Raw genomic sequence first — 19107 nt, forward strand, 5'->3', positions numbered from 1 at the left:
GGCTCAGGCGGTTGCGGCCGCAGCCGGGGTTTCAATCTTCGCTTTCTCGATTACCCGACACTGGCTGGCCGCCAGCGACAGCACATCAATCGCCTTTGGTCGTGGGAAAGTGACCCGCCAGGCCAACGCCACCGTGCGATAGGGTACTGGCGCCGCAAAAGGCCTGACCGCAAGTATGCTCTCGTCATACTGCATCGCCGTTGCAGCGGACAAAGGCAAAACGGTGATACCCAAACCAGAGGCAACCATGTGACGTATGGTCTCCAGAGAGCTGCCTTCAGTCACCAGTGACGGCGCCGCAGCACTCGGATTACGGGTGACCGCATCCACCAACGGCGGGCAGGATTCCAGCACCTGGTCACGGAAACAGTGGCCGGGGCCAAGCAGCAGCAACTGTTCCTTCGCCAACTCCTCGGCGGTCAGGCTGTCACGCTTGGTCAGTGGATGACCTCCCGGCAGCAGGACCACGAAAGGCTCGTCGTAGAGCGGCAGGGTAACGACCTCCGGCTCTTCAAACGGCAGTGCGATGATGATGGCGTCCAGTTCTGACTGGCGCAGTTTCTGCCGCAGTGTGGCAGTGTAGTTTTCCTCAATGTAGAGCGGCATGTCAGGCGCCGCGCGGCGCAGCTCCGGCAGCAGGTGCGGGAACAGGTAGGGGCCGATGGTGTAGATGGCACCCACCTTAAGGGGGGCATTGAGCTGGTTCTTGCCATCCTGAGCCATGTCACGGATAACACCCACCTGATCCAGGACCCGTTGGGCCTGGTCGATGATACGCTTGCCCGTTTCGGTGACCCGGATACTGTTTTTGCTACGCTCAAACAAGGGTATGCCGAGTTCGTCCTCCAGTTTCTTGACGGCCACACTCAAGGTCGGCTGACTGACATGACAGCGCTCGGCGGCACGGCCAAAATGCCTTTCCCGGGCAAGGGTAACAACGTATCTTAACTCGGTCAGAGTCATGGCGGGCTCCGGTCAGAATTCGTCCAGGTCAGGGATCGTACAAACGTTCCGTTAATTTATTAGCCAAAGCATAAGGATTGATATTGTCTATGGCAATCACTGAGCACCAACAAACGCCAAGAATACTGGTTGCGGGCTGTGGCAAGCTCGGTGGCGCCATTGCCTCTCGGCTTACCGGAACGGCGCAGGTATACGGCCTACGGCGCAGTCCGGACAAGGTCCCGGAGGGCATCCAGGCGCTGGGGGCGGACCTCATGGTGCCGGAGCAGGTGCGTTCAGTACTGCCGGACAACCTCGACATTGTGGTTTATTGCCTCACGCCAGCAAGCTACGACAACGAGGGCTATCAAAATGCCTACGTAAAGGGCCTGCGGAACCTGATCGACGCACTGGACGGGCGCCAGCTCACGCGGCTGGTGTTTATCGGTAGCAGCAGTGTCTACGCTCAGGACGACGATTCCTGGGTGGATGAGACCAGCCCAACCGACCCCACCCGATACAGTGGCCAGGCGATACTCGCGGGTGAGAGGATCGCGCTGGAGAGCGGCAGTCCGGCAACCGTAATCCGTTTCAGTGGCATCTACGGCCCGTCGCGGGCGCGCTTCCTCGATGCCGTGATGAACGGCAACATGAACCCGACCTCTCCCGGCCCCTACAGCAATCGTATCCACGAAGCGGATGCGGCCGCGGCCACCTGCCATATCGTGGAGCGGGCACTCGCCGGCCAACCACTTGAAGACTGCTACCTTGCCAGTGATTGCGAGCCGGTGCGACTGGATGAGGTGGTGGCGTGGGTGCGTGAACAACTACCCTGTGCCAAGCCTGGCCCCGACGCCCGCCAGGGTGGTCGCGCAGGGAGCAAACGCTGCAACAACCAGCGGCTGCTGGACTCTGGTTTCCATTTCCGCTATCCGGACTTCCGGGTGGGCTACCAGGAGATGATTACCGAAAAAACCCGGTAGTCCTGGCGAGCCCCCTACCAACGAAAAAGGCGGCCCATGGGCCGCCTTCGGTGTTTGCTTGAACGAGTATCAGCTCAGCACCATCACCGCTTCCATCTCAACCGGGACACCCTTGGGCAACGCCGCGACACCCACGGCGGCACGCGCCGGGTACGGCTCCTGAAAATAGGTGGCCATGATTTCGTTCACCGTCGCAAAGTTGCTCAGATCCGTCATGTAGATGTTGAGCTTAACGATGTCCTTGAGCTCGCCGCCACTGGCCTCGCAGACGGCTTTAAGGTTTTCGAACACCTGGCGGGTCTTGGCGGCGAAATCACCCGCGACCACTTCCATGGTTTCCGGCACCAGCGGAATCTGCCCCGACAGGTACACGGTGTCCCCGGCTTTCACTGCCTGGGAGTATGTGCCGATGGCCTGTGGCGCGTTATCAGTCTGTATTACGGATTTGTTGGTCATGACCTTGGGGTCCTCTTTATCAAAACGCCAATCCTCACCTCTGGGTGGCAGGCGTGTCAACAGGCCAAACGTCGCGGCTCTGGCCCGTTGCACCACGGTTGCGTCAGTGCCTTACCCGGTTGATATGGGTGACAGCGCGAATATTCCTGATCCGCCGCATCACCCTGGCAAGATGCCGGCGACCGTTCACATGCACCACAAGGCTGACAATGCCCAGCTTGGCGTTCTGCTCTTCCACGTTGATGCGCTCGATATTGCCATCCGCCATGGCAACCGCGTTGGCAAGCTCTGCAATGACCCCACGCTGGCGTTCAAGCTCCACTCGAAGTTCAACGGAGAACTCGTTGGCAATGTCCTTGGCCCACTTCAAATGAGTGAGGCGCGCCCTGCCTTCATCGTCCTCTGGCAACCGTGAGCAGGTATCCGAGTGGATCACCATGCCATTGCCCGAGTCCATGGCACCGACCACCGGGTCACCTGGAATCGGCTTGCAACAGCTGGCAAACCGAACCAGCAAGCCTTCGGTGCCACGAATGGTAACCGGGCTGTTATCGGCCTTGTCCATGATTGTCGCGGATGCCACGTCCGATGCCTCATCGTCTGTACTGCCGCTGACCAACTGGCGCGCCACGAGATAAGCCATGCGATTGCCCAGACCAATATCGCTGACCAGATCCTCGAAACTGTCCACCTGGTTGTGGCGGACCACCGCCTGGATCTGATGCTCGTTGATCTCGGACAGGCTGGTACCAAACCCTTTGAGGGATTTCTTCAACAGGGTTTTGCCCAGGTCCAGGGATTCGGCACGCTTCTGGTTCTTGAGCACATGACGAATACTGCTGCGAGCCTTACCGGTTACCACGAAACTGAGCCAGGCGGGATTAGGCCGTGCTCCGGGTGCGGTAATGATTTCAACGGTCTGGCCACTTTGTAGCGGCTGGCTCAGGGATCCGAGGTTGCGGTTGATACGGCAGGCCACGCAGGCATTACCGATGTCCGTATGGATGGCGTAAGCAAAGTCGACGGGGGTCGCTCCGCTGGGCAACTCCATGATTTTGCCCTTGGGCGTGAACACGTAGATCTCGTCCGGGAACAGGTCGACTTTCACGTGTTCGATGAATTCCAGGGAGTCGTCCGCGCGCTCACGCATCTCCATCAAGCCCTTCACCCAACGGTCCACCCGTGTCTGGTTGACGCTGGTCACACTGGAGGGCTCGTTCTTGTACATCCAGTGGGCCGCAATACCGTTGTTGGCGATGTGCTCCATTTCCTCGGTGCGGATCTGGATTTCAATATTCACATGCATGCCGAACAGAGTGGTGTGCAGGGACTGATAGCCATTGGCCTTGGGCATGGCAATGTAGTCCTTGAAACGGCCCGGCAGCGGCTTGTAGAGGCTGTGTACGGCGCCGAGGATGCGATAGCAGTCGTCCTCGGTGTCGGTGATGATGCGGAACGCGTACACATCCATGATTTCGTGGAAGGATTTCTGCTTGAACTTCATCTTGTTGTAGATGCTGTTCAAATGCTTTTCCCGGCCCAGGATGCGGCCGGGCAGGCTTCGCTCTTCCAGTTTCTCCTGCAATTTGCCACGGATATCGTCAATGATTTCCCGGTGGCTGCCCCGAAGCTTTGCGACCGCCTTGGAAATGTACTTTGACCGCATCGGGTACAGTGAAGAGAACCCCAGATCTTCCAGTTCGGTGCAAATGGAGTGCATACCCAGGCGATTGGCAATCGGGGCGTAGATATCCAGGGTTTCGTTGGCGATGCGCTGACGCTTCTCATAAGGCATCGGGCCCAGGGTGCGCATGTTGTGCAGGCGATCCGCCAGTTTGACCAGGATCACGCGGATATCCCGTGCCATGGCAAGCGTCATTTTCTGGAAGTTTTCGGCCTGGGCCTCGGCGCGGGAACGGAACTCAATCTGAGTGAGCTTGCTGACGCCGTCTACGAGTTCAGCCACATCCTCGCCAAACTGCTCCGACAGCGCATCCTTGGGGATGCCGGTATCTTCGATGACATCGTGGAGCATGGCCGCCATCAGGCTCTGGTGATCCAGTTTCAGGCCAGCAAGGATTCGAGCAACCGCCAGGGGATGGGTAATATAGCGATCGCCGCTTTTGCGCATCTGCCCTTCGTGGGCCTGTTCGGCATAATAGTAGGCTCTTCGCACCTGATTGATGCGATTGGTATCAAGATACGTGCTGAGTTCATTGGCCAGCACATCAACCGTTGCCTCTGCCGACACCGCGCCTCCGTGGGGATCATAAATGCCAGGGATAAAAAAACCCGAATGCAAGCATTCGGGTCCTTCCGACGTTCTTCCAGTCATGCCTATAGATACACTATAAAACCGCAAGAACAGATTTCAATGCTTTGGACGGGTAACCAGAAAATATTCCCGTCTTCGGCCACATTCAACCTTATTCGTCGTCATCCTCAGTGAGGAGATCGCGGGAGATCTTGCCTTCCGCGATTTCACGCAGGGCGATAACGGTAGGCTTGTCGTTCTCTTCGGCGACCAGCGGCTCGAAACCTTTGGTTGCGATCTGGCGGGCACGCTTGGTGGCCAGCATAACCAGCTGGAAGCGGTTATCAACGTGTTCAAGGCAATCTTCAACGGTAACTCGTGCCATAACTTCCCCGACAATAGCAAAATGACTGATTTCAGCAGACCGCGTAGTTTACTGCGGCCGGTTCAATTTGTATACAGGCAATGTGCGCCGATCAATGGCGCTCGGACAGTCTGACCAATAGCCCGGAATGCCTGACCTGCTGGGCCTGCATGCGCAGACGATGGCAACGAACAATCGCCAGCAGGTCGTCCAGCGCAGTGTCGAAATCATCGTTAACCACCAGATAATCGAATTCCACCGCGTGGCTGCATTCATCCGCCGCCTCATTGAGGCGACGCGCCACCACCTCCGGTGCGTCTGTGCCCCGGCCAGTCAGGCGGTCTTTCAAGGCCTCCGGAGACGGTGGCACGATGAAGATGCTGACACAGTCTGGCATCAGGTGGCGGACCTGCTCCGCACCCTGCCAATCAATTTCCAGGATTACATCCTGACCCGTGGCCAGTGTTTGCTTCACCCAGACCTGGGAGGTGCCGTAGTAGTTCCCGAAGACATCCGCATGCTCCAGGAAGTCGCCCCGGCTGATCATCGCCTCGAAGGCCTCCCGGGTGACAAAGTGGTAGTTGACGCCATCCTGCTCCCCCTTCCGCATAGGCCGGGTTGTATGGGACACGGAAACACCCAGCTTTTCGTCCTGCTTCAGCATTTGAGCCACCAGGCTGGTCTTACCGGCTCCCGAGGGGGCGGAAATCACATACAGCGTGCCTTGTTCTGATTCCTGGCTCATGGGACTAACAACTCCGGGCATTGACGGGCTTTCAGTTGGCGCGGAACAACCCCGGCGCCACCACAATAACGAGGGCGGAATTATACGGCGTTTGCGCCGCCCCCGCATCCAAGTGAGGTTACTCCAGGTTCTGGACCTGCTCCCGCATTTGCTCTATCAACACTTTCAGGTCAACCGCTGCCCTTGTCACCCGGGCATCGATGCTTTTGCTGCTGAGCGTATTGGCCTCGCGGTTGAGCTCCTGCATCAGGAAATCCAAACGGCGACCGATGGCATCGTCGGACTGCAGAGTGTCCGACACCTCGGTGATATGGGCTTCCAAGCGATCCAGCTCTTCGGCGACATCGCTTTTCTGGGCCAGCATCACCATTTCCTGGGCCACGCGATCCGGGTCAAGCTCCACCTTCGCCTGCTCAAAGCGGTTTTTCAGATGCTCTTCCTGGGCACGAATCAGTTCCGGCATTCGCTCCCGAACCTCAGTCACCCGCTCACCCATGGTGGTGAGCCTGTCTTCAAACAGCGGCCGCAGGCGTTCACCTTCCCGCTCCCTGACCGTCACCAATTCACTCACAGTACGCTCGAATAGTTCGCCAGCCGCTTTCCTGGCGGGGCCAAAATCCTGTTCAGTGGAGGCCAGCACTCCCGGCCAACGGAGTATATCCAGTGCGCTAATGTGGGCCGGGTTGTCCAGCATCCTGTTGATGTGGTTGGCCGCCTCATTGACAGCGTTTGCCACATCTTCGTCGATCTCGAAGCCCTGGGTTGCCGATTCATTGGCCTGAAGACGAATGGCCACGTCTACCTTGCCGCGCCGCAATTGCTTGCGCAGTTGCTCACGGAAACTGTTCTCCAGCTCCCGGAGCGCTTCGGGCAAGCGAAAGGACGGCTCCAGGTACCGGTGGTTAACCGTGCGAATTTCACAGGTGAGCGTTCCCCAGTCTTCCTGGGCATCCTGGCGGGCGAAGGCCGTCATACTTCTGATCATGGTGACTCCACGTTTGCGAAGAAGCAGATTTCAAGTTTAGCAGGCTGGCCGCTCCAACATCGAACAGACGCCACAGACTGCGTGTTATACTCCGCAATCTTTCGACTTTGCAATCGACCGGGGATTCACCCCGGACACTCACCACTGATACCAGGAACAATTATGAGACCGAGCGGAAGAACGCCGGAACAATCCAGAGACATTCGCATCACCCGTCACTACACCCGCCACGCCGAGGGTTCCGTGCTGGTGGAATTTGGCGACACCAAGGTGATCTGCACCGCCTCTGTTGAAAACAAGGTCCCCCCTTTCCTGCGGGGCGAAGGCAAAGGCTGGATAACCGCCGAGTATGGCATGCTGCCCCGCTCTACCGGCAGCCGTATGGGGCGGGAAGCTGCTCGCGGCAAGCAGGGCGGCCGCACCGTGGAAATCCAGCGACTGATCGGCCGTTCATTGCGTGCAGCGGTTGATCTGAGCGCTCTTGGCGAGCATTCCATCACCATCGACTGTGACGTCATCCAGGCCGACGGTGGCACCCGCACCGCTGCGATTACCGGTGGCTGCGTGGCGCTTGTGGATGCGCTGAACCATCTGGTGAAAGAAGGCCGGCTGAAAAAATCGCCGCTGAAGCAGATGATTGCAGCGTTTTCTGTGGGCGTTTACAAAGGCACACCGGTATTGGACCTGGATTACCCGGAGGATTCCGAAGCCGAAACCGACATGAATGTGATCATGACGGATCAAGGTGGTTTCATTGAAATTCAGGGAACTGCCGAGGGTGCGCCGTTTGAACAGGAAGAACTGGACGGCATGTTGAAGCTGGCGAAACTGGGTATTGGCCAGTTGTTTGAGGCGCAGAAGGCGGCGCTGGCCGACTAAGGTGCAGCCTTTTCGCGTGTCCGGAGAGGATCTCTTTTCCGGACACGCTACAAGCACATCCCTGTGCGCTCGACTCCGGCCTTCCCTGGCCGGAGACGTTCCGGAAAAGAGATCCTCTCCGAACCCGCTTACTTTCCGATATCCCTCTACTCTGGACTAGCTCGGATCAGAAACCGATTCCGATGTCGTAATCCATGATCACCGGCGCGTGATCGGAGAAACGGGTACTGTCGTCAATCCAGCCATCCTGAATGGTCTTGCGGATACCCGGCGTCAGAAGCTGATAATCCACCCGAATACCAGCGCTCTTGCGGGACCCTTCAGCCTGCTCTGGCCACCAGGTGTACTGGTTACTCTGCTTGTTGATATCGCGGAATGCATCAACACAGCCCATTTCATCAAACAAACGGTCCAGCCATGCCCGCTCATGGGGCAGGAAGCCGGAAAAATCCAGTTTGTGGTACAGCGGGCTGGCGTCAGTTACGTGATGGGCGGTTTGCAGGTTGGCGCAGAAAATAAACTGACGGCGCTTGCGCAGGGTTTTCTGCATATGGAGGCCAAAGGCTTCCATGAAGTCGTCCTTGTGATCCAGAACCGTCAGGTCGTCCTCGCCAATCAATTCTTCTTCGCGGCCAAGTGCGCAGGGAGAGAGAACGCAGGCGACAGATACCTTGTCAAAGTCCGCCTGAATGAAACGGCCTTCGCGATCTGCCTGCTCATTGGCGAAACCGTACATAATGGCCTTCGGGAAATGGCGGGTATAGATACCAACGCCCCCATCCTCGTTACGCTCGCCATCAATAAAGTAGGCCTCATAGCCGTCCGGGATCAGGTTGAAATCCTCGACCTCGTAGGCCCGCATGCGGTGGTCCTGAACGCAAACCACGTCAGCGTCCTGCCTGGCTAGCCATTCAAAGAAACCTTTTTCAACAGCCTGGGCGAGACCGTTGACGCTGATTGTAACTACCCGCATACGTGTTCCCTGATTCGGTTTGTGTGTATGATACCGGTTTTACGCGTTAATTAAAGATCCAAACCCGCCAGAAGCCCTGTCATGCACGACTATCAGCAACAGTTCATTGAGTTCGCCATCCGCCGTAACGTACTCCGTTTCGGAGAATTTACGCTTAAATCCGGCCGCACCAGCCCCTATTTCTTCAATGCGGGGTTGTTCAATACCGGGGAGGATCTGCTTGAGTTAAGCAAGGCCTATGCCGCAGCACTCCAGCGTAGTGGGCTGGATTATGACATTATTTTCGGGCCTGCCTATAAGGGCATACCGTTGGCGACGGTCACCGCCATGGCCCTGGCCGCCGAGGGTAACAACAAACCATTCGCCTTCAACCGAAAAGAAAAGAAGGATCACGGCGAGGGTGGCAATATCGTGGGCGCCCCCCTGGAAGGCAAGGTTCTGATTGTTGATGACGTTATTACCGCTGGCACGGCTATCCGGGAATCCATGGAGCTGATCCGCACCTCAGGGGCGGAGCCTGCAGGCGTACTCATTGCCCTGGATCGCCAGGAGCGAGGCGCTGGCGAACTCTCCGCCATCCAGGAAGTCAAAGAGGAGTTCGGCATTCCTGTGGTCAGTATTATCAAGCTTGAGCAGGTGCTTGCCTACCTGCAAAGCAGGCCCGGCTTTTCAGAACATGCTGACAAAGTCGCCGCATATCGGGACGAGTACGGAGTCTGAATCCGGGCATGGTTTATCGTTCAGCTTTTGGTATGCTTCCTGACATACATTGTTTCAAGCGGAGCGCCAGTCTCTCACCATGAATCGTCTGACCAGGTTTTCAATCGCTGTATCTGCTGCGGCTGCGCTGATGTCTGCCTCTATCGTAGAGGCAAGGATGTATCGTTATACCGATGAAAACGGTCAGATTGTCATCAGCAGTACCATCCCCCAGGAAGCATCCAGACGGGGCTACGACATTCTCAGCAAGAACGGTCGGGTAATTGAAACGATCGATCCGGAACCCACCGAAGAGGAAATTGCCGCCAGGGAAGCCGAGGAAAAACGCCAGGCCGAAGCGGAACGACAGCGGGAGCTCGATCGCAAGCTTCTGGAGCGCTACAGCCACCCAGACGAAGCCGTGCGCGCCATGCACCGCAAGATACGTGAGCTGCAGGGGCTGAATCAGCTCAAGCGAGGCAACATTTCGGTGATCGTCAGCCAACTGGACAGCGAACAGAGCCGGGCTGCAGACCTGGAGCGATCCGGTCGCGACATCCCCGAAGCGACACTGGAAAAAATACGGCGACTGGAAGCCCAGATTCGTGACATCGAACGGGAAATCAACTCGCAGAACGCCAATATAAAAGCCCTGCGGGAACGTTTCGAAGCCGATATCGAACGGCTGGAAGAGATTACAGGCGAGGAAAGAACGCTTCCGCTGGACCCGGACGACCTGGAAGAATAATAAACCACACGACTCGAACAATCAGGCACAAAAAAGGTCACCTCACGGTGACCTTTTTTTATGCTTCAAAGAACTCCGGTTGCCGTTCAGGCAGTAGCGGGGCTCTTCTTGGCAGTGCTGGTGCTTTTGCGAGCTGTGGTTTTGCGTGCAGCCGGCTTCTTGGCCTGCGCAGTAGCCTTGGTTGACTGGGCGACGCTGGTCACTTCGTCCGCTGCGTCGGCAACGGTATCTGCACCTTCAGCCGCTTCTTTTTCCAGCTTGGCAACCAGGTCAGCCGCAAAGCTGCCGAAACGGGTGTTCAGGCTGCGCAGTTGCTCGAACAGGTTTTCACTGTAGCCATAGTAACGAGTGCGCAGGGTCTTTACGCTGTACTCGCGGGCTTCGGTTTCCAGCTTTTCAGCGTACTCGAACGGCTTGGAAGCCAGCTTCTTCTGCTGCTCTTCAGCTGCGTTGATGCCCTTCTCTACGATGTCCTGAAGCTGTTCCTGATAGGTCTTGAGTTTACCCATGATGAATCTCCTAAGATTGTGGATGCGTGGTTTGAAAATCTGCATCGTTATCGCCGGCAAACCGATGCCGACTTCTGATCACATGTCGAAGGTTACGGTCAAAAATTAGAATGTTCATACTAAAACCACCCCCTATTCGCCATCTGTCAACGGGGGAACAGGATCGTCTCGGAATTTACGGATAGTTCACTTGATGATTTTTTAAAGATTCGGCATGCTCTGCGCCTTGAAATGAGAAAGCCCGTCTCCCCGTTTTATTCAGGCCTCGCTTCTGACGTATCCCATTACAGTAACAACAGCACCAATAACGCGCTGACAAACGGATTGCGAGAAACACCATGCCAGGTATAAGACTCAGCCAGAACGCTGCGGGCCATCGGCAGCTTTGGAAAATGGTCGTTGCCGGAATGGCGCTGGCCATCATGGCCGGATGCCAGGAAGACTCCGGGGCATCAAGAGCCGCTTCAAGCCAAGCCAACGAAGCATCTGAACAAAGGCTGGGAGATGCCGTTTCGTCCATTCGGGACACCCTCGGGCAGCCTGAACCGGTACAGGAAGAGACATCCAACACTGGAGTTCCGGCCGACGAGGAGTCGATCACCCCTCCCACACTACGCTGGGACGCTCCGCTCACCCGGGAAGACGGCTCACGCCTCTATGCCAGCGACATCAGCGGCTATCGCATTTATTATCGCCTGCGGCACAGAGACAGTTTCGAGGTCATATCACTTTCCGGTGACGAAGACACTCGCTACCAGCTTGAGGATTTTCCGCCGGGTGCCTATGAGTTCAGCGTTACCGCCCTCGACGACAGCGGGCTGGAAAGCAAGCGCTCCGACGCAGTTACCGTCGACCTGATCTGAGTAGCATCCGAGAAATTTACCACCTGAAGATGACCCAACTGGGCACCAGCATGTCGGTCTCGCTCTCACGAATCCAGCCACCACCATCTGCTGGCACGAGGTAGTATTCGGGACCGACTTCCGGCACTACTTTGATTTCCACCAATTGACCATTCACCCGGTATTCGTAGAACACCTCGTTCTCACCCGGGCGAATCACGATCTGCGCCCCGTCAGCGGATGGCTGATAATCAGACACCACCAGGGGCTCCCTGGGTGTCTGTACAACATCGACATCCTCCTGGGCCATTGAAGGCCCGCAGAGCACAGCCAACACAAGACCCGAGCAAGCGATACGTTTCATTTTCATGGTACTCTTCGGTTCTGTTTAGAGACGTGCATAATCATGCTGACACACGGGAAATGCACCCCGTTTATGTCAGAGTTGCACAAGCCTATCAACGCTTCAATCAGAATCCGGATCCGTTTTGATATGACACAGCAGCAGACTCCGCCGGTAGTTCTTGTAGATGGCTCTTCCTACCTCTTCCGCGCCTATCATGCCCTGCCGCCACTGATGACCAGCAAGAGCCACCCCACGGGCGCCATAAAGGGCGTTATCAGCATGATCCGGAAGCTGGAACAGGATTTTCCAGGCTCAAAAATGGTGGTGGTGTTCGACGCCAAGGGTAAGACCTTTCGCAACGACCTGTACGAAGACTACAAGGCCACCCGCCCGCCTATGCCGGACGACCTGGCCATGCAGATCCAGCCAATCCACGACATGGTTCGGGCCATGGGCCTGCCCTTGTTGATCGTCAGTGGCGTGGAAGCCGACGATGTCATCGGCACCCTGGCCCATGAAGCCACCAGCAAGGGCATTGATGTGGTGGTGTCGACCGGCGACAAGGACATGGCGCAGCTGGTGAGCGATCACGTCACCCTGATTAACACCATGACGGATACCCGCATGGACCGCGACGGCGTGGTCGAGAAATTCGGCATTGGCCCGGAGCAGATCGTGGACTACCTGGCGCTGGTGGGCGACAAGGTGGACAACATTCCCGGAGTCAACAAGTGCGGCCCGAAAACCGCCGTTAAATGGCTACAGGCGTGGGACAACCTGGATAACATCATCGAGCACTCGGATGAGGTCAAAGGCAAAATTGGCGAATACCTTCGGGAAGCCACCGAAACCCTGCCGCTCAGTCGCCAACTGGCCACCATCAAAACCGACGTGGATCTTGAGTTCGGGCTGGAAGACCTCAAGCTGAGGACCCAGGACGACGGTCAGTTGCTGGAACTGTTCCGGGAATATGAGCTTCGATCCTGGATTGCCGAGCTCGAAAACGGCGACTCAGCCGATGAAAAAAGCGCGGACGATGCCGTCGACAACAGCGCCAATCCGGCCAGCAAAGAGAAAACATACACAATAGTGACCGATCAGGCAGAGCTGGATGCCTGGATTGATCGCCTCAACAAGGCACCGCTGTTCGCCTTTGATACCGAGACCACCAGCCTGCGTTATATGGACGCCGATGTCGTTGGTGTGTCCTTTGCCATTGAGCCCGGCGAGGCTGCCTACGTGCCATTTGGCCACGATTATATGGGCGCCCCGGAACAACTGGACCGGGAAACAGTGCTGAACCAGTTGAAACCACTGCTGGAAGACCCGAAGAAAGCTAAGCTCGGCCAGAACCTCAAATACGACAAGAACGTGCTGGCCAACCACGGCATCCACCTGGAAGGCATTGCGGAAGACACCATGCTGGAGTCCTACGTACTCAATTCCGTAGGGTCTCGTCACGACATGGACTCGCTGGCCAGGCAATACCTGGGCGAGCAGACCATCACTTTCGAATCCATCGCCGGCAAAGGCGCCAAGCAACTGACCTTCAACCAGATTGATCTGGAGCAGGCTGGCCCCTACGCGGCAGAAGACGCCGATATCACCCTTCGACTGCACCAGGCGCTGCGACCGCAACTGGAGAAAACCGGCCGGCTGCGGGACGTCTATGAAAACATCGACCTGCCACTGGTGCCCGTACTGTCCCGTATGGAGCAACGAGGTGCGATGATCAGCGCCAGCACGCTGCGCAAGCACAGCCAGGAATTGGCAGAGCGTATGGCGGAGCTTGAGAAGGAAGCCCACGAGGAAGCCGGCGAAAGCTTCAATCTGGGCTCTCCCAAGCAACTACAGGCCATTTTCTACGACAAGATGGGGCTGCCGGTGGTAAAGAAAACCCCGAAAGGCGCGCCCTCCACGGCGGAACCGGTACTGCAGGAACTGGCCCACGAGCATACCCTGCCCCGATTGATCCTTGAGCACCGCAGCCTGAGCAAGCTGAAATCCACCTACACCGACACCTTGCCGGAATTGATTCACCATCGCACTGGCCGGATTCACACCTCCTATCACCAAGCGGTAACGGCCACCGGCCGGCTGTCGTCCTCGGAGCCGAACCTGCAGAACATTCCCATCCGCAGCGAACAGGGCCGGCGCATTCGCCAGGCTTTCGTGGCCCCGGAGGGCTACAAGCTGATGGCGGCGGACTACTCCCAGATTGAGCTGCGCATCATGGCGCACCTGTCGGGCGACAAGGGACTGCTCAAGGCGTTCGAAAAGGGCGAGGACATTCACCGGGCGACGGCTTCCGAAGTCTTTGGCGTGGCCGTCGACGACGTCTCCGGCGACCAGCGCCGCAGCGCCAAGGCCATCAACTTCGGACTCATTTATGGCATGTCCGCCTTTGGCCTTGGCCGCCAGTTGGATGTGGGCCGCAACCAAGCACAGGAGTATATTGACCGCTATTTCGAGCGCTATCCCGGCGTGCTGAAATACATGGACAGTATTCGCAAACAGGCCCACGACGACGGATACGTGGAAACGCTCTACGGCCGTCGCCTGTACCTGCCGGAAATCAACGCCCGCAACAAGCAGCTGCAACAGGCCGCCGAGCGTACGGCCATCAATGCCCCCATGCAGGGGACTGCCGCGGACATTATCAAGCGGGCCATGGTCAGCGTTGAGGACTGGCTACAGGAACATCACCAGGACGATGCCCGAATGATCCTGCAGGTTCACGACGAACTGATTCTGGAAGTGCGTGAATCCGCCGTGGACAAGATTCGCGAAGGCCTTGAGAAGCGGATGTCTGCTGCGGCATCGCTGGATGTACCCTTACTGGTGGAGGCCGGCGTCGGTAATAACTGGGACGAAGCCCACTGAACCCTCTCGCCCAGGTTCCGTTTTGGGGCGAACAAGGTGGTTTCGCCCCAAAACACACCATTCTTTTTGCAGTCTCACCAGTATGCTCCCAGCAACGACGGCGCTGGGCTCGACAGCCGAAAACGGCACGAAATTCGCAAGCCTTGTGAGGGTCGGCCCCGCATTCGCATGAGTGAATACCGGGGCCATGTTGTGACACTTTTCTACCCGAGGCACTCACCATGACTTTTCTGGCTTCCGAGCGCAGTTGGCTTATGAACCCTGGCTTACTGAAACTGGTTCACCAGTGTCGCCGCTTAATTCAGTCTGAGTTCGGGGTAAAGCTGCACCTCACGGAAGAGCACCTGGAAAGGCATCTAGCGGACTATGCCAGCAAAACCCGCTCAGCCCACCTCATCCACACCTGGGAAATACTCAGACCCCAGATCCCTCACTTGGACCTGCACGACGATACCGACAATGCGAAGCGAATGTATCGCGGACAGGAAATTGCCGAGGAAACGTCTAGGGGCGACAGTAGTGCTTCCGAAACGGAAGCAGAAAGGACGAGAAAGAAGAAGGTTATCTATCGTGGGCAGGTTATTGGTTGAGGGGCGCCGTACGCCCCTCAAGGTATCACTTAAAACTGCTTGCTGACCTGTACCCCCGCACTCCAGGCATCAAGCTCGTAGGTACCACGGTAGCGAGCCGCCCCGGGCATGGGCTCGTCGTTGACGTCATAGTTCTGTTCGTTCACCTCTTCGTCGTCGAACAGCAACACCCCGGCGGCCACGTCTACCGTCCAGCCTGAACGGGCGTCGGCGTACTGTGCGCCCAGCGTGACCCAATCGCGATCCCCTGACGGGATTCGAGCCGTACGGAAATCGTCGTTCACCGGCGACTCATCCCAGGCATAGCCAGCCTTGAATGCCCACTCCGGGGTCGCCTGCCAGATGGCGCCGACATTGGCCTGCCAGGTGTCTTTCCAGTTTTCCGAAACGTGCGTCACCAGGCGCTCATCACCAAGACCGGGCCCTGCCTGAGAAGAAATTGGGCCATTGTCCTCACGGCTGACCACATCCAATGCCTCAAACCGGCTCCACTTGGCCCAGGTCGCACCTGCCAGCAGTGTTACGGTATCGGTCAATTGGTGACGGGCACCGAAGGTAATGCTCTCGGGAATATCCAGCGGGACAGTCACCCGTTCAGTGACCGTGGACTGGCTGAACGTCAGGCCACCACCGCTAAGGCTACCCTGCGGATAGTTACGAACTTCCGCGTCGCCATCCAGCTCCAGTTCTGTTCCGGTCTGGGCGGATATACCAAACTGTGTTCGCTCCGACATTTCCCAAAGCAAGCCAAAGGCGAAGGTGAGCGCCACGTCACTGCCTTCGATATCCGCGTAACCGTCTTCCAGGGTCCCCGGGGGCAACCCGAAGCGGGCTTCCGTACCACTGTAGTCCTGGAACTTGGTCAGCCGGCCTTCGGCGTAGATCACATTGACGCCAGCACCCATGGAGAATCCATTACCGTCGTTAACGGCAATGGACGGGCTGAATGCAATGGCGGTCAACTCGGTCTTGTCCGCGAAAAAGCGCCCCTTGAAGTCATCCTCGTAATCCGCCGCAAGGCCATAGGGGGCGTGCAGACCGAAGCCCACGTCCAACCAGTCGTTGATTTCGTGGGTCATGTAAAAATTGGGAAGGACGGCCGGGTCGGCGATATCACCACCGTTTCCACCGGCGACGGGACGGCCGTCATCGCGAACGGCACTGCCGGTGCCTTCCTTGAGCTCGGCATCAATATCCAGAACGGCGGCACCAAACGACATATTGGTGCCGGAAAGCTGGCTCATGCCGGCCGGATTGAAGAAAACCGTGGTGGCATTTTCCGGATTGGCTGCGGTGCCGGCGTTAGCAACGCCCATGGCACTGGCACTTTGCTCATTGAGTGAAAAACCGCCGGCCAGCGCTGCGGCGGGTGCCACCAACGCCGATACCGTCGCGATTCGGATAACAGAGCCGGGCAATACTTTGTTTTTGCGCATAAATCCCCCTGGATGATCGTCGGGGCGGAGTATACGCATCGCGGGCCAATGGCCTCAAATGCCATCACTACTGATTCAGATTCCTAATCGTTTACTACTTTAGTCTAATCCTCGATCAATCGTCCTGGATCGACAACTTGTCGACACTGGAAGCCAGCTTGTCAGCGCCCTGGGAATCGGCACCCAGCTTGATCATCAGGCGCAGGTCGTTGGCTGAATCCGCGTGCGCGAGGGCATCCTCATAGGTGATGGAGCCTTCGGCATAGAGTTCATAAAGCGCCTGATCAAAGGTGCGCATGCCGCTCTCGTTGGACTTGGACATCAGTTCCTTAAGTCGGTGCACTTCGCCTTTTCGAATCAGGTCCGCGACCAACGGTGTGTTGATCAACACTTCAATGACAGCTTTGCGGCCCTGCCCGTCTGGCGTCGGGATCAACTGTTGAGCGACGATGGCCTTGAGGTTCAGGGACAGGTCCATCCAGATCTGGTTGTGCTGTTCCGGCGGGAAGAACTGGATAATCCGGTCCAGCGCCTGGTTGGCGTTGTTGGCGTGCAGGGTAGCGAGGCACAGGTGGCCGGTTTCAGCAAACTGCACAGAGTATTCCATGGTCTGGCGGGTACGCACCTCACCGATGAGGATCACGTCCGGTGCCTGGCGCAGGGTGTTCTTCAGAGCCACTTCAAAGCTATCGGTATCGATGCCCACCTCTCGCTGGGTCACGATACAGCCCTGGTGCTGGTGCACGAATTCGATGGGGTCTTCGATGGAGATGATGTGGCCCCGGCTGTTGCGGTTACGATGCCCGAGCATAGCCGCCAGCGAGGTGGACTTACCGGTACCGGTGGCACCCACGAACATGATCAGTCCACGCTTGGTCATGGCCAGATCCTTGATGATTTCCGGCAGTGCCAGGTCATCAATCTGCGGGATTTTCACCTCGATCCGCCGCAGGACCATGCCGCAGAGGTTGCGCTGGAAGAAGGCGCTGACACGGAAGCGACCGATGCCTCGGGCACTGATGGCGAAGTTACACTCGTGGCTTTCTTCGAATTCGACCCGCTGCTTGTCGTTCATGGCACCATAGACGAACTCCCTCGTCTGCTCAGGCGTCAATGCATTCTTGGTGACAGGCAGGACCTTGCCGTTGACCTTCATGGAGGGTGGCACACCGGCGGTTATGAAAAGATCGGAACCGCCTTTTTCCACCATCAAACGGAGCAGTTTTTCGAATTCCATGACTTTCTACCTATTTTTCTGACTTTCGGTGTCCGGGTGTCGGGTAGGGCCCGTTCCAGGGCACGCTGTTAATACGTCCATGTACGCTCGACAAAAACATCCCTGCTTTTTGACGTCCCTGGAACGGGCCCTACCCGACACCTCCCGAATTATGTGCCAAGCCCGCTACCAAGCTTAGAAATTATCCGGCATTTTTGCCTTCATTCTCGCGGCTTCGCGGGAAATCAGGCCTTTCTTCAAGAGCTTTTCCAGACACTGGTCCAGGGTTGTCATGCCCAGGGAGCCACCGGTCTGGATTGCCGAGTACATCTGAGCAATCTTGTCCTCGCGGATCAGGTTACGGATCGCCGAGGTGCCAATCATGATCTCGTGAGCCGCAATCCGGCCACCGCCCATCTTCTTCATCAGGGTCTGGGAGATAACCGCCTGCAACGACTCTGACAACATCGAACGAACCATGGATTTCTCTTCCGCTGGGAACACGTCCACCACACGGTCGATGGTTTTGGCCGCCGAGGTGGTGTGCAGGGTGCCGAACACCAGGTGACCGGTTTCCGCCGCCGTCAGGGCCAGGCGGATGGTTTCCAGGTCCCGCAGCTCGCCGACCAGGATAATGTCTGGGTCTTCCCGCAGTGCGGAGCGCAGGGCTTCGTTGAAGCCCAGGGTGTCACGATGCACTTCCCGCTGGTTCAGCAGGCACTTCTTGGATTCGTGTACGAATTCGATGGGGTCCTCGATGGTGAGGATGTGCTCATAGCGGCTGTCGTTGATGTAGTCGATCATCGCCGCCAGCGTGGTGGACTTACCGGAGCCTGTTGGGCCCGTAACCAGCACCAGACCTCGTGGCACAGAGGCGATGTCCTTGAACACCTGCCCCATACCGAGGTCTTCCATCGTCAGTACCTTTGACGGGATGGTCCGGAAGACAGCACCGGAGCCACGGTTCTGGTTGAACGCGTTAACACGGAAGCGGGCGACACCAGGCACCTCGAAGGAGAAGTCGGTCTCCAGGAACTCTTCGTAGTCCTTGCGCTGCTTGTCGTTCATGATGTCGTAGATCAGCCCATGGACTTCTTTATGCTCCATTGGCGGAAGGTTGATGCGGCGGACATCGCCATCAACACGGATCATCGGGGGAAGGCCGGCAGACAGGTGCAAGTCTGATGCGCCCTGTTTGGCCGAAAAGGCAAGCAGTTCAGTAATATCCATAGGGGTCCTCGGAAGGCTTTTTTCTTT

General features: G+C 57.3%; 19 protein-coding genes. 7 read left to right on the plus strand and 12 right to left on the minus strand.

Annotated elements, in window-relative coordinates; genetic code table 11:
• Positions 1–3 precede the first annotated feature (3 nt).
• The gene (locus tag JJO78_RS19060; RefSeq protein ID WP_041332640.1) at positions 4–963 is read right to left on the minus strand and encodes a hydrogen peroxide-inducible genes activator; all 960 of its coding nucleotides are present in this window, start codon (positions 961–963) and stop codon (positions 4–6) included.
• Positions 964–1052: 89 nt separating this feature from the next.
• On the opposite strand from JJO78_RS19060, the gene JJO78_RS19065 reads away from it, so the two are divergent.
• Positions 1053–1925, plus strand: coding sequence for an NAD-dependent epimerase/dehydratase family protein (locus JJO78_RS19065; protein ID WP_273624451.1), 873 nt, complete (start codon positions 1053–1055; stop codon positions 1923–1925).
• Between the two features lie 69 nt (positions 1926–1994).
• On the opposite strand, the gene JJO78_RS19070 is transcribed toward JJO78_RS19065, so the two are convergent.
• The 5 genes from JJO78_RS19070 to JJO78_RS19090 form a co-directional block, all read right to left on the minus strand.
• Positions 1995–2381: a RidA family protein gene (locus tag JJO78_RS19070; protein WP_036205609.1), complete on the minus strand. Its 387-nt coding sequence runs from the start codon at positions 2379–2381 to the stop codon at positions 1995–1997.
• Positions 2382–2484: 103 nt separating this feature from the next.
• Positions 2485–4632: a RelA/SpoT family protein gene (locus JJO78_RS19075; RefSeq protein WP_091642245.1), complete on the minus strand. Its 2148-nt coding sequence runs from the start codon at positions 4630–4632 to the stop codon at positions 2485–2487.
• A gap of 175 nt (positions 4633–4807) precedes the next feature.
• Positions 4808–5020 (minus strand): DNA-directed RNA polymerase subunit omega, encoded by a 213-nt coding sequence (gene rpoZ, locus JJO78_RS19080; protein WP_036203173.1) that lies wholly within the window; start codon positions 5018–5020, stop codon positions 4808–4810.
• 91 nt (positions 5021–5111) lie between these two features.
• Positions 5112–5744: a guanylate kinase gene (gene gmk / locus JJO78_RS19085; RefSeq protein ID WP_036203170.1), complete on the minus strand. Its 633-nt coding sequence runs from the start codon at positions 5742–5744 to the stop codon at positions 5112–5114.
• A gap of 118 nt (positions 5745–5862) precedes the next feature.
• Positions 5863–6729, minus strand: coding sequence for a YicC/YloC family endoribonuclease (locus JJO78_RS19090; protein ID WP_273624452.1), 867 nt, complete (start codon positions 6727–6729; stop codon positions 5863–5865).
• A gap of 162 nt (positions 6730–6891) precedes the next feature.
• On the opposite strand from JJO78_RS19090, the gene rph reads away from it, so the two are divergent.
• On the plus strand, positions 6892–7608 hold the full coding sequence (gene rph / locus JJO78_RS19095; protein WP_036203164.1) for a ribonuclease PH: 717 nt from the start codon (positions 6892–6894) through the stop codon (positions 7606–7608).
• Between the two features lie 166 nt (positions 7609–7774).
• Here rph and JJO78_RS19100 read toward each other — a convergent pair whose 3' ends face one another.
• Positions 7775–8581: an exodeoxyribonuclease III gene (locus JJO78_RS19100; RefSeq protein ID WP_036203162.1), complete on the minus strand. Its 807-nt coding sequence runs from the start codon at positions 8579–8581 to the stop codon at positions 7775–7777.
• A gap of 81 nt (positions 8582–8662) precedes the next feature.
• On the opposite strand from JJO78_RS19100, the gene pyrE reads away from it, so the two are divergent.
• Both pyrE and JJO78_RS19110 read left to right on the plus strand, forming a co-directional pair.
• Positions 8663–9301, plus strand: coding sequence for an orotate phosphoribosyltransferase (pyrE, locus tag JJO78_RS19105; protein WP_075195032.1), 639 nt, complete (start codon positions 8663–8665; stop codon positions 9299–9301).
• 79 nt (positions 9302–9380) lie between these two features.
• Positions 9381–10028 (plus strand): DUF4124 domain-containing protein, encoded by a 648-nt coding sequence (locus JJO78_RS19110; RefSeq protein ID WP_036203157.1) that lies wholly within the window; start codon positions 9381–9383, stop codon positions 10026–10028.
• Between the two features lie 86 nt (positions 10029–10114).
• Here JJO78_RS19110 and JJO78_RS19115 read toward each other — a convergent pair whose 3' ends face one another.
• Positions 10115–10537 carry a hypothetical protein gene (locus JJO78_RS19115; protein ID WP_075195031.1) on the minus strand — a complete coding sequence of 141 codons (423 nt, stop codon included), beginning with the start codon at positions 10535–10537 and terminating at the stop codon, positions 10115–10117.
• A 338-nt stretch (positions 10538–10875) separates the two neighbouring features.
• On the opposite strand from JJO78_RS19115, the gene JJO78_RS19120 reads away from it, so the two are divergent.
• On the plus strand, positions 10876–11400 hold the full coding sequence (locus JJO78_RS19120) for a fibronectin type III domain-containing protein (protein WP_127402122.1): 525 nt from the start codon (positions 10876–10878) through the stop codon (positions 11398–11400).
• 16 nt (positions 11401–11416) lie between these two features.
• Here the strand turns inward: JJO78_RS19120 and JJO78_RS19125 are convergent, their stop codons facing one another.
• Positions 11417–11743: a DUF2782 domain-containing protein gene (locus JJO78_RS19125; protein ID WP_273624496.1), complete on the minus strand. Its 327-nt coding sequence runs from the start codon at positions 11741–11743 to the stop codon at positions 11417–11419.
• A gap of 129 nt (positions 11744–11872) precedes the next feature.
• Here JJO78_RS19125 and polA point away from each other — a divergent pair, with 129 nt between their 5' ends.
• Both polA and JJO78_RS19135 read left to right on the plus strand, forming a co-directional pair.
• Positions 11873–14608 carry a DNA polymerase I gene (gene polA, locus JJO78_RS19130; protein ID WP_151982878.1) on the plus strand — a complete coding sequence of 912 codons (2736 nt, stop codon included), beginning with the start codon at positions 11873–11875 and terminating at the stop codon, positions 14606–14608.
• Between the two features lie 221 nt (positions 14609–14829).
• Positions 14830–15198, plus strand: coding sequence for a hypothetical protein (locus JJO78_RS19135; RefSeq protein WP_136633844.1), 369 nt, complete (start codon positions 14830–14832; stop codon positions 15196–15198).
• Between the two features lie 29 nt (positions 15199–15227).
• On the opposite strand, the gene JJO78_RS19140 is transcribed toward JJO78_RS19135, so the two are convergent.
• From JJO78_RS19140 to JJO78_RS19150, 3 genes are all read right to left on the minus strand, one after another.
• Entirely contained in the window at positions 15228–16634 is a 1407-nt protein-coding gene (locus JJO78_RS19140; RefSeq protein WP_177190611.1) for an OmpP1/FadL family transporter, read from the minus strand.
• Between the two features lie 115 nt (positions 16635–16749).
• The gene (locus tag JJO78_RS19145; RefSeq protein WP_036203149.1) at positions 16750–17871 is read right to left on the minus strand and encodes a PilT/PilU family type 4a pilus ATPase; all 1122 of its coding nucleotides are present in this window, start codon (positions 17869–17871) and stop codon (positions 16750–16752) included.
• Positions 17872–18045: 174 nt separating this feature from the next.
• On the minus strand, positions 18046–19080 hold the full coding sequence (locus JJO78_RS19150) for a type IV pilus twitching motility protein PilT (protein ID WP_027830795.1): 1035 nt from the start codon (positions 19078–19080) through the stop codon (positions 18046–18048).
• Between the last annotated feature and the right edge of the window lie 27 nt (positions 19081–19107).

This window comes from Marinobacter sp. DS40M6 (genome assembly GCF_028581595.1).
Lineage (GTDB): Bacteria > Pseudomonadota > Gammaproteobacteria > Pseudomonadales > Oleiphilaceae > Marinobacter > Marinobacter salarius.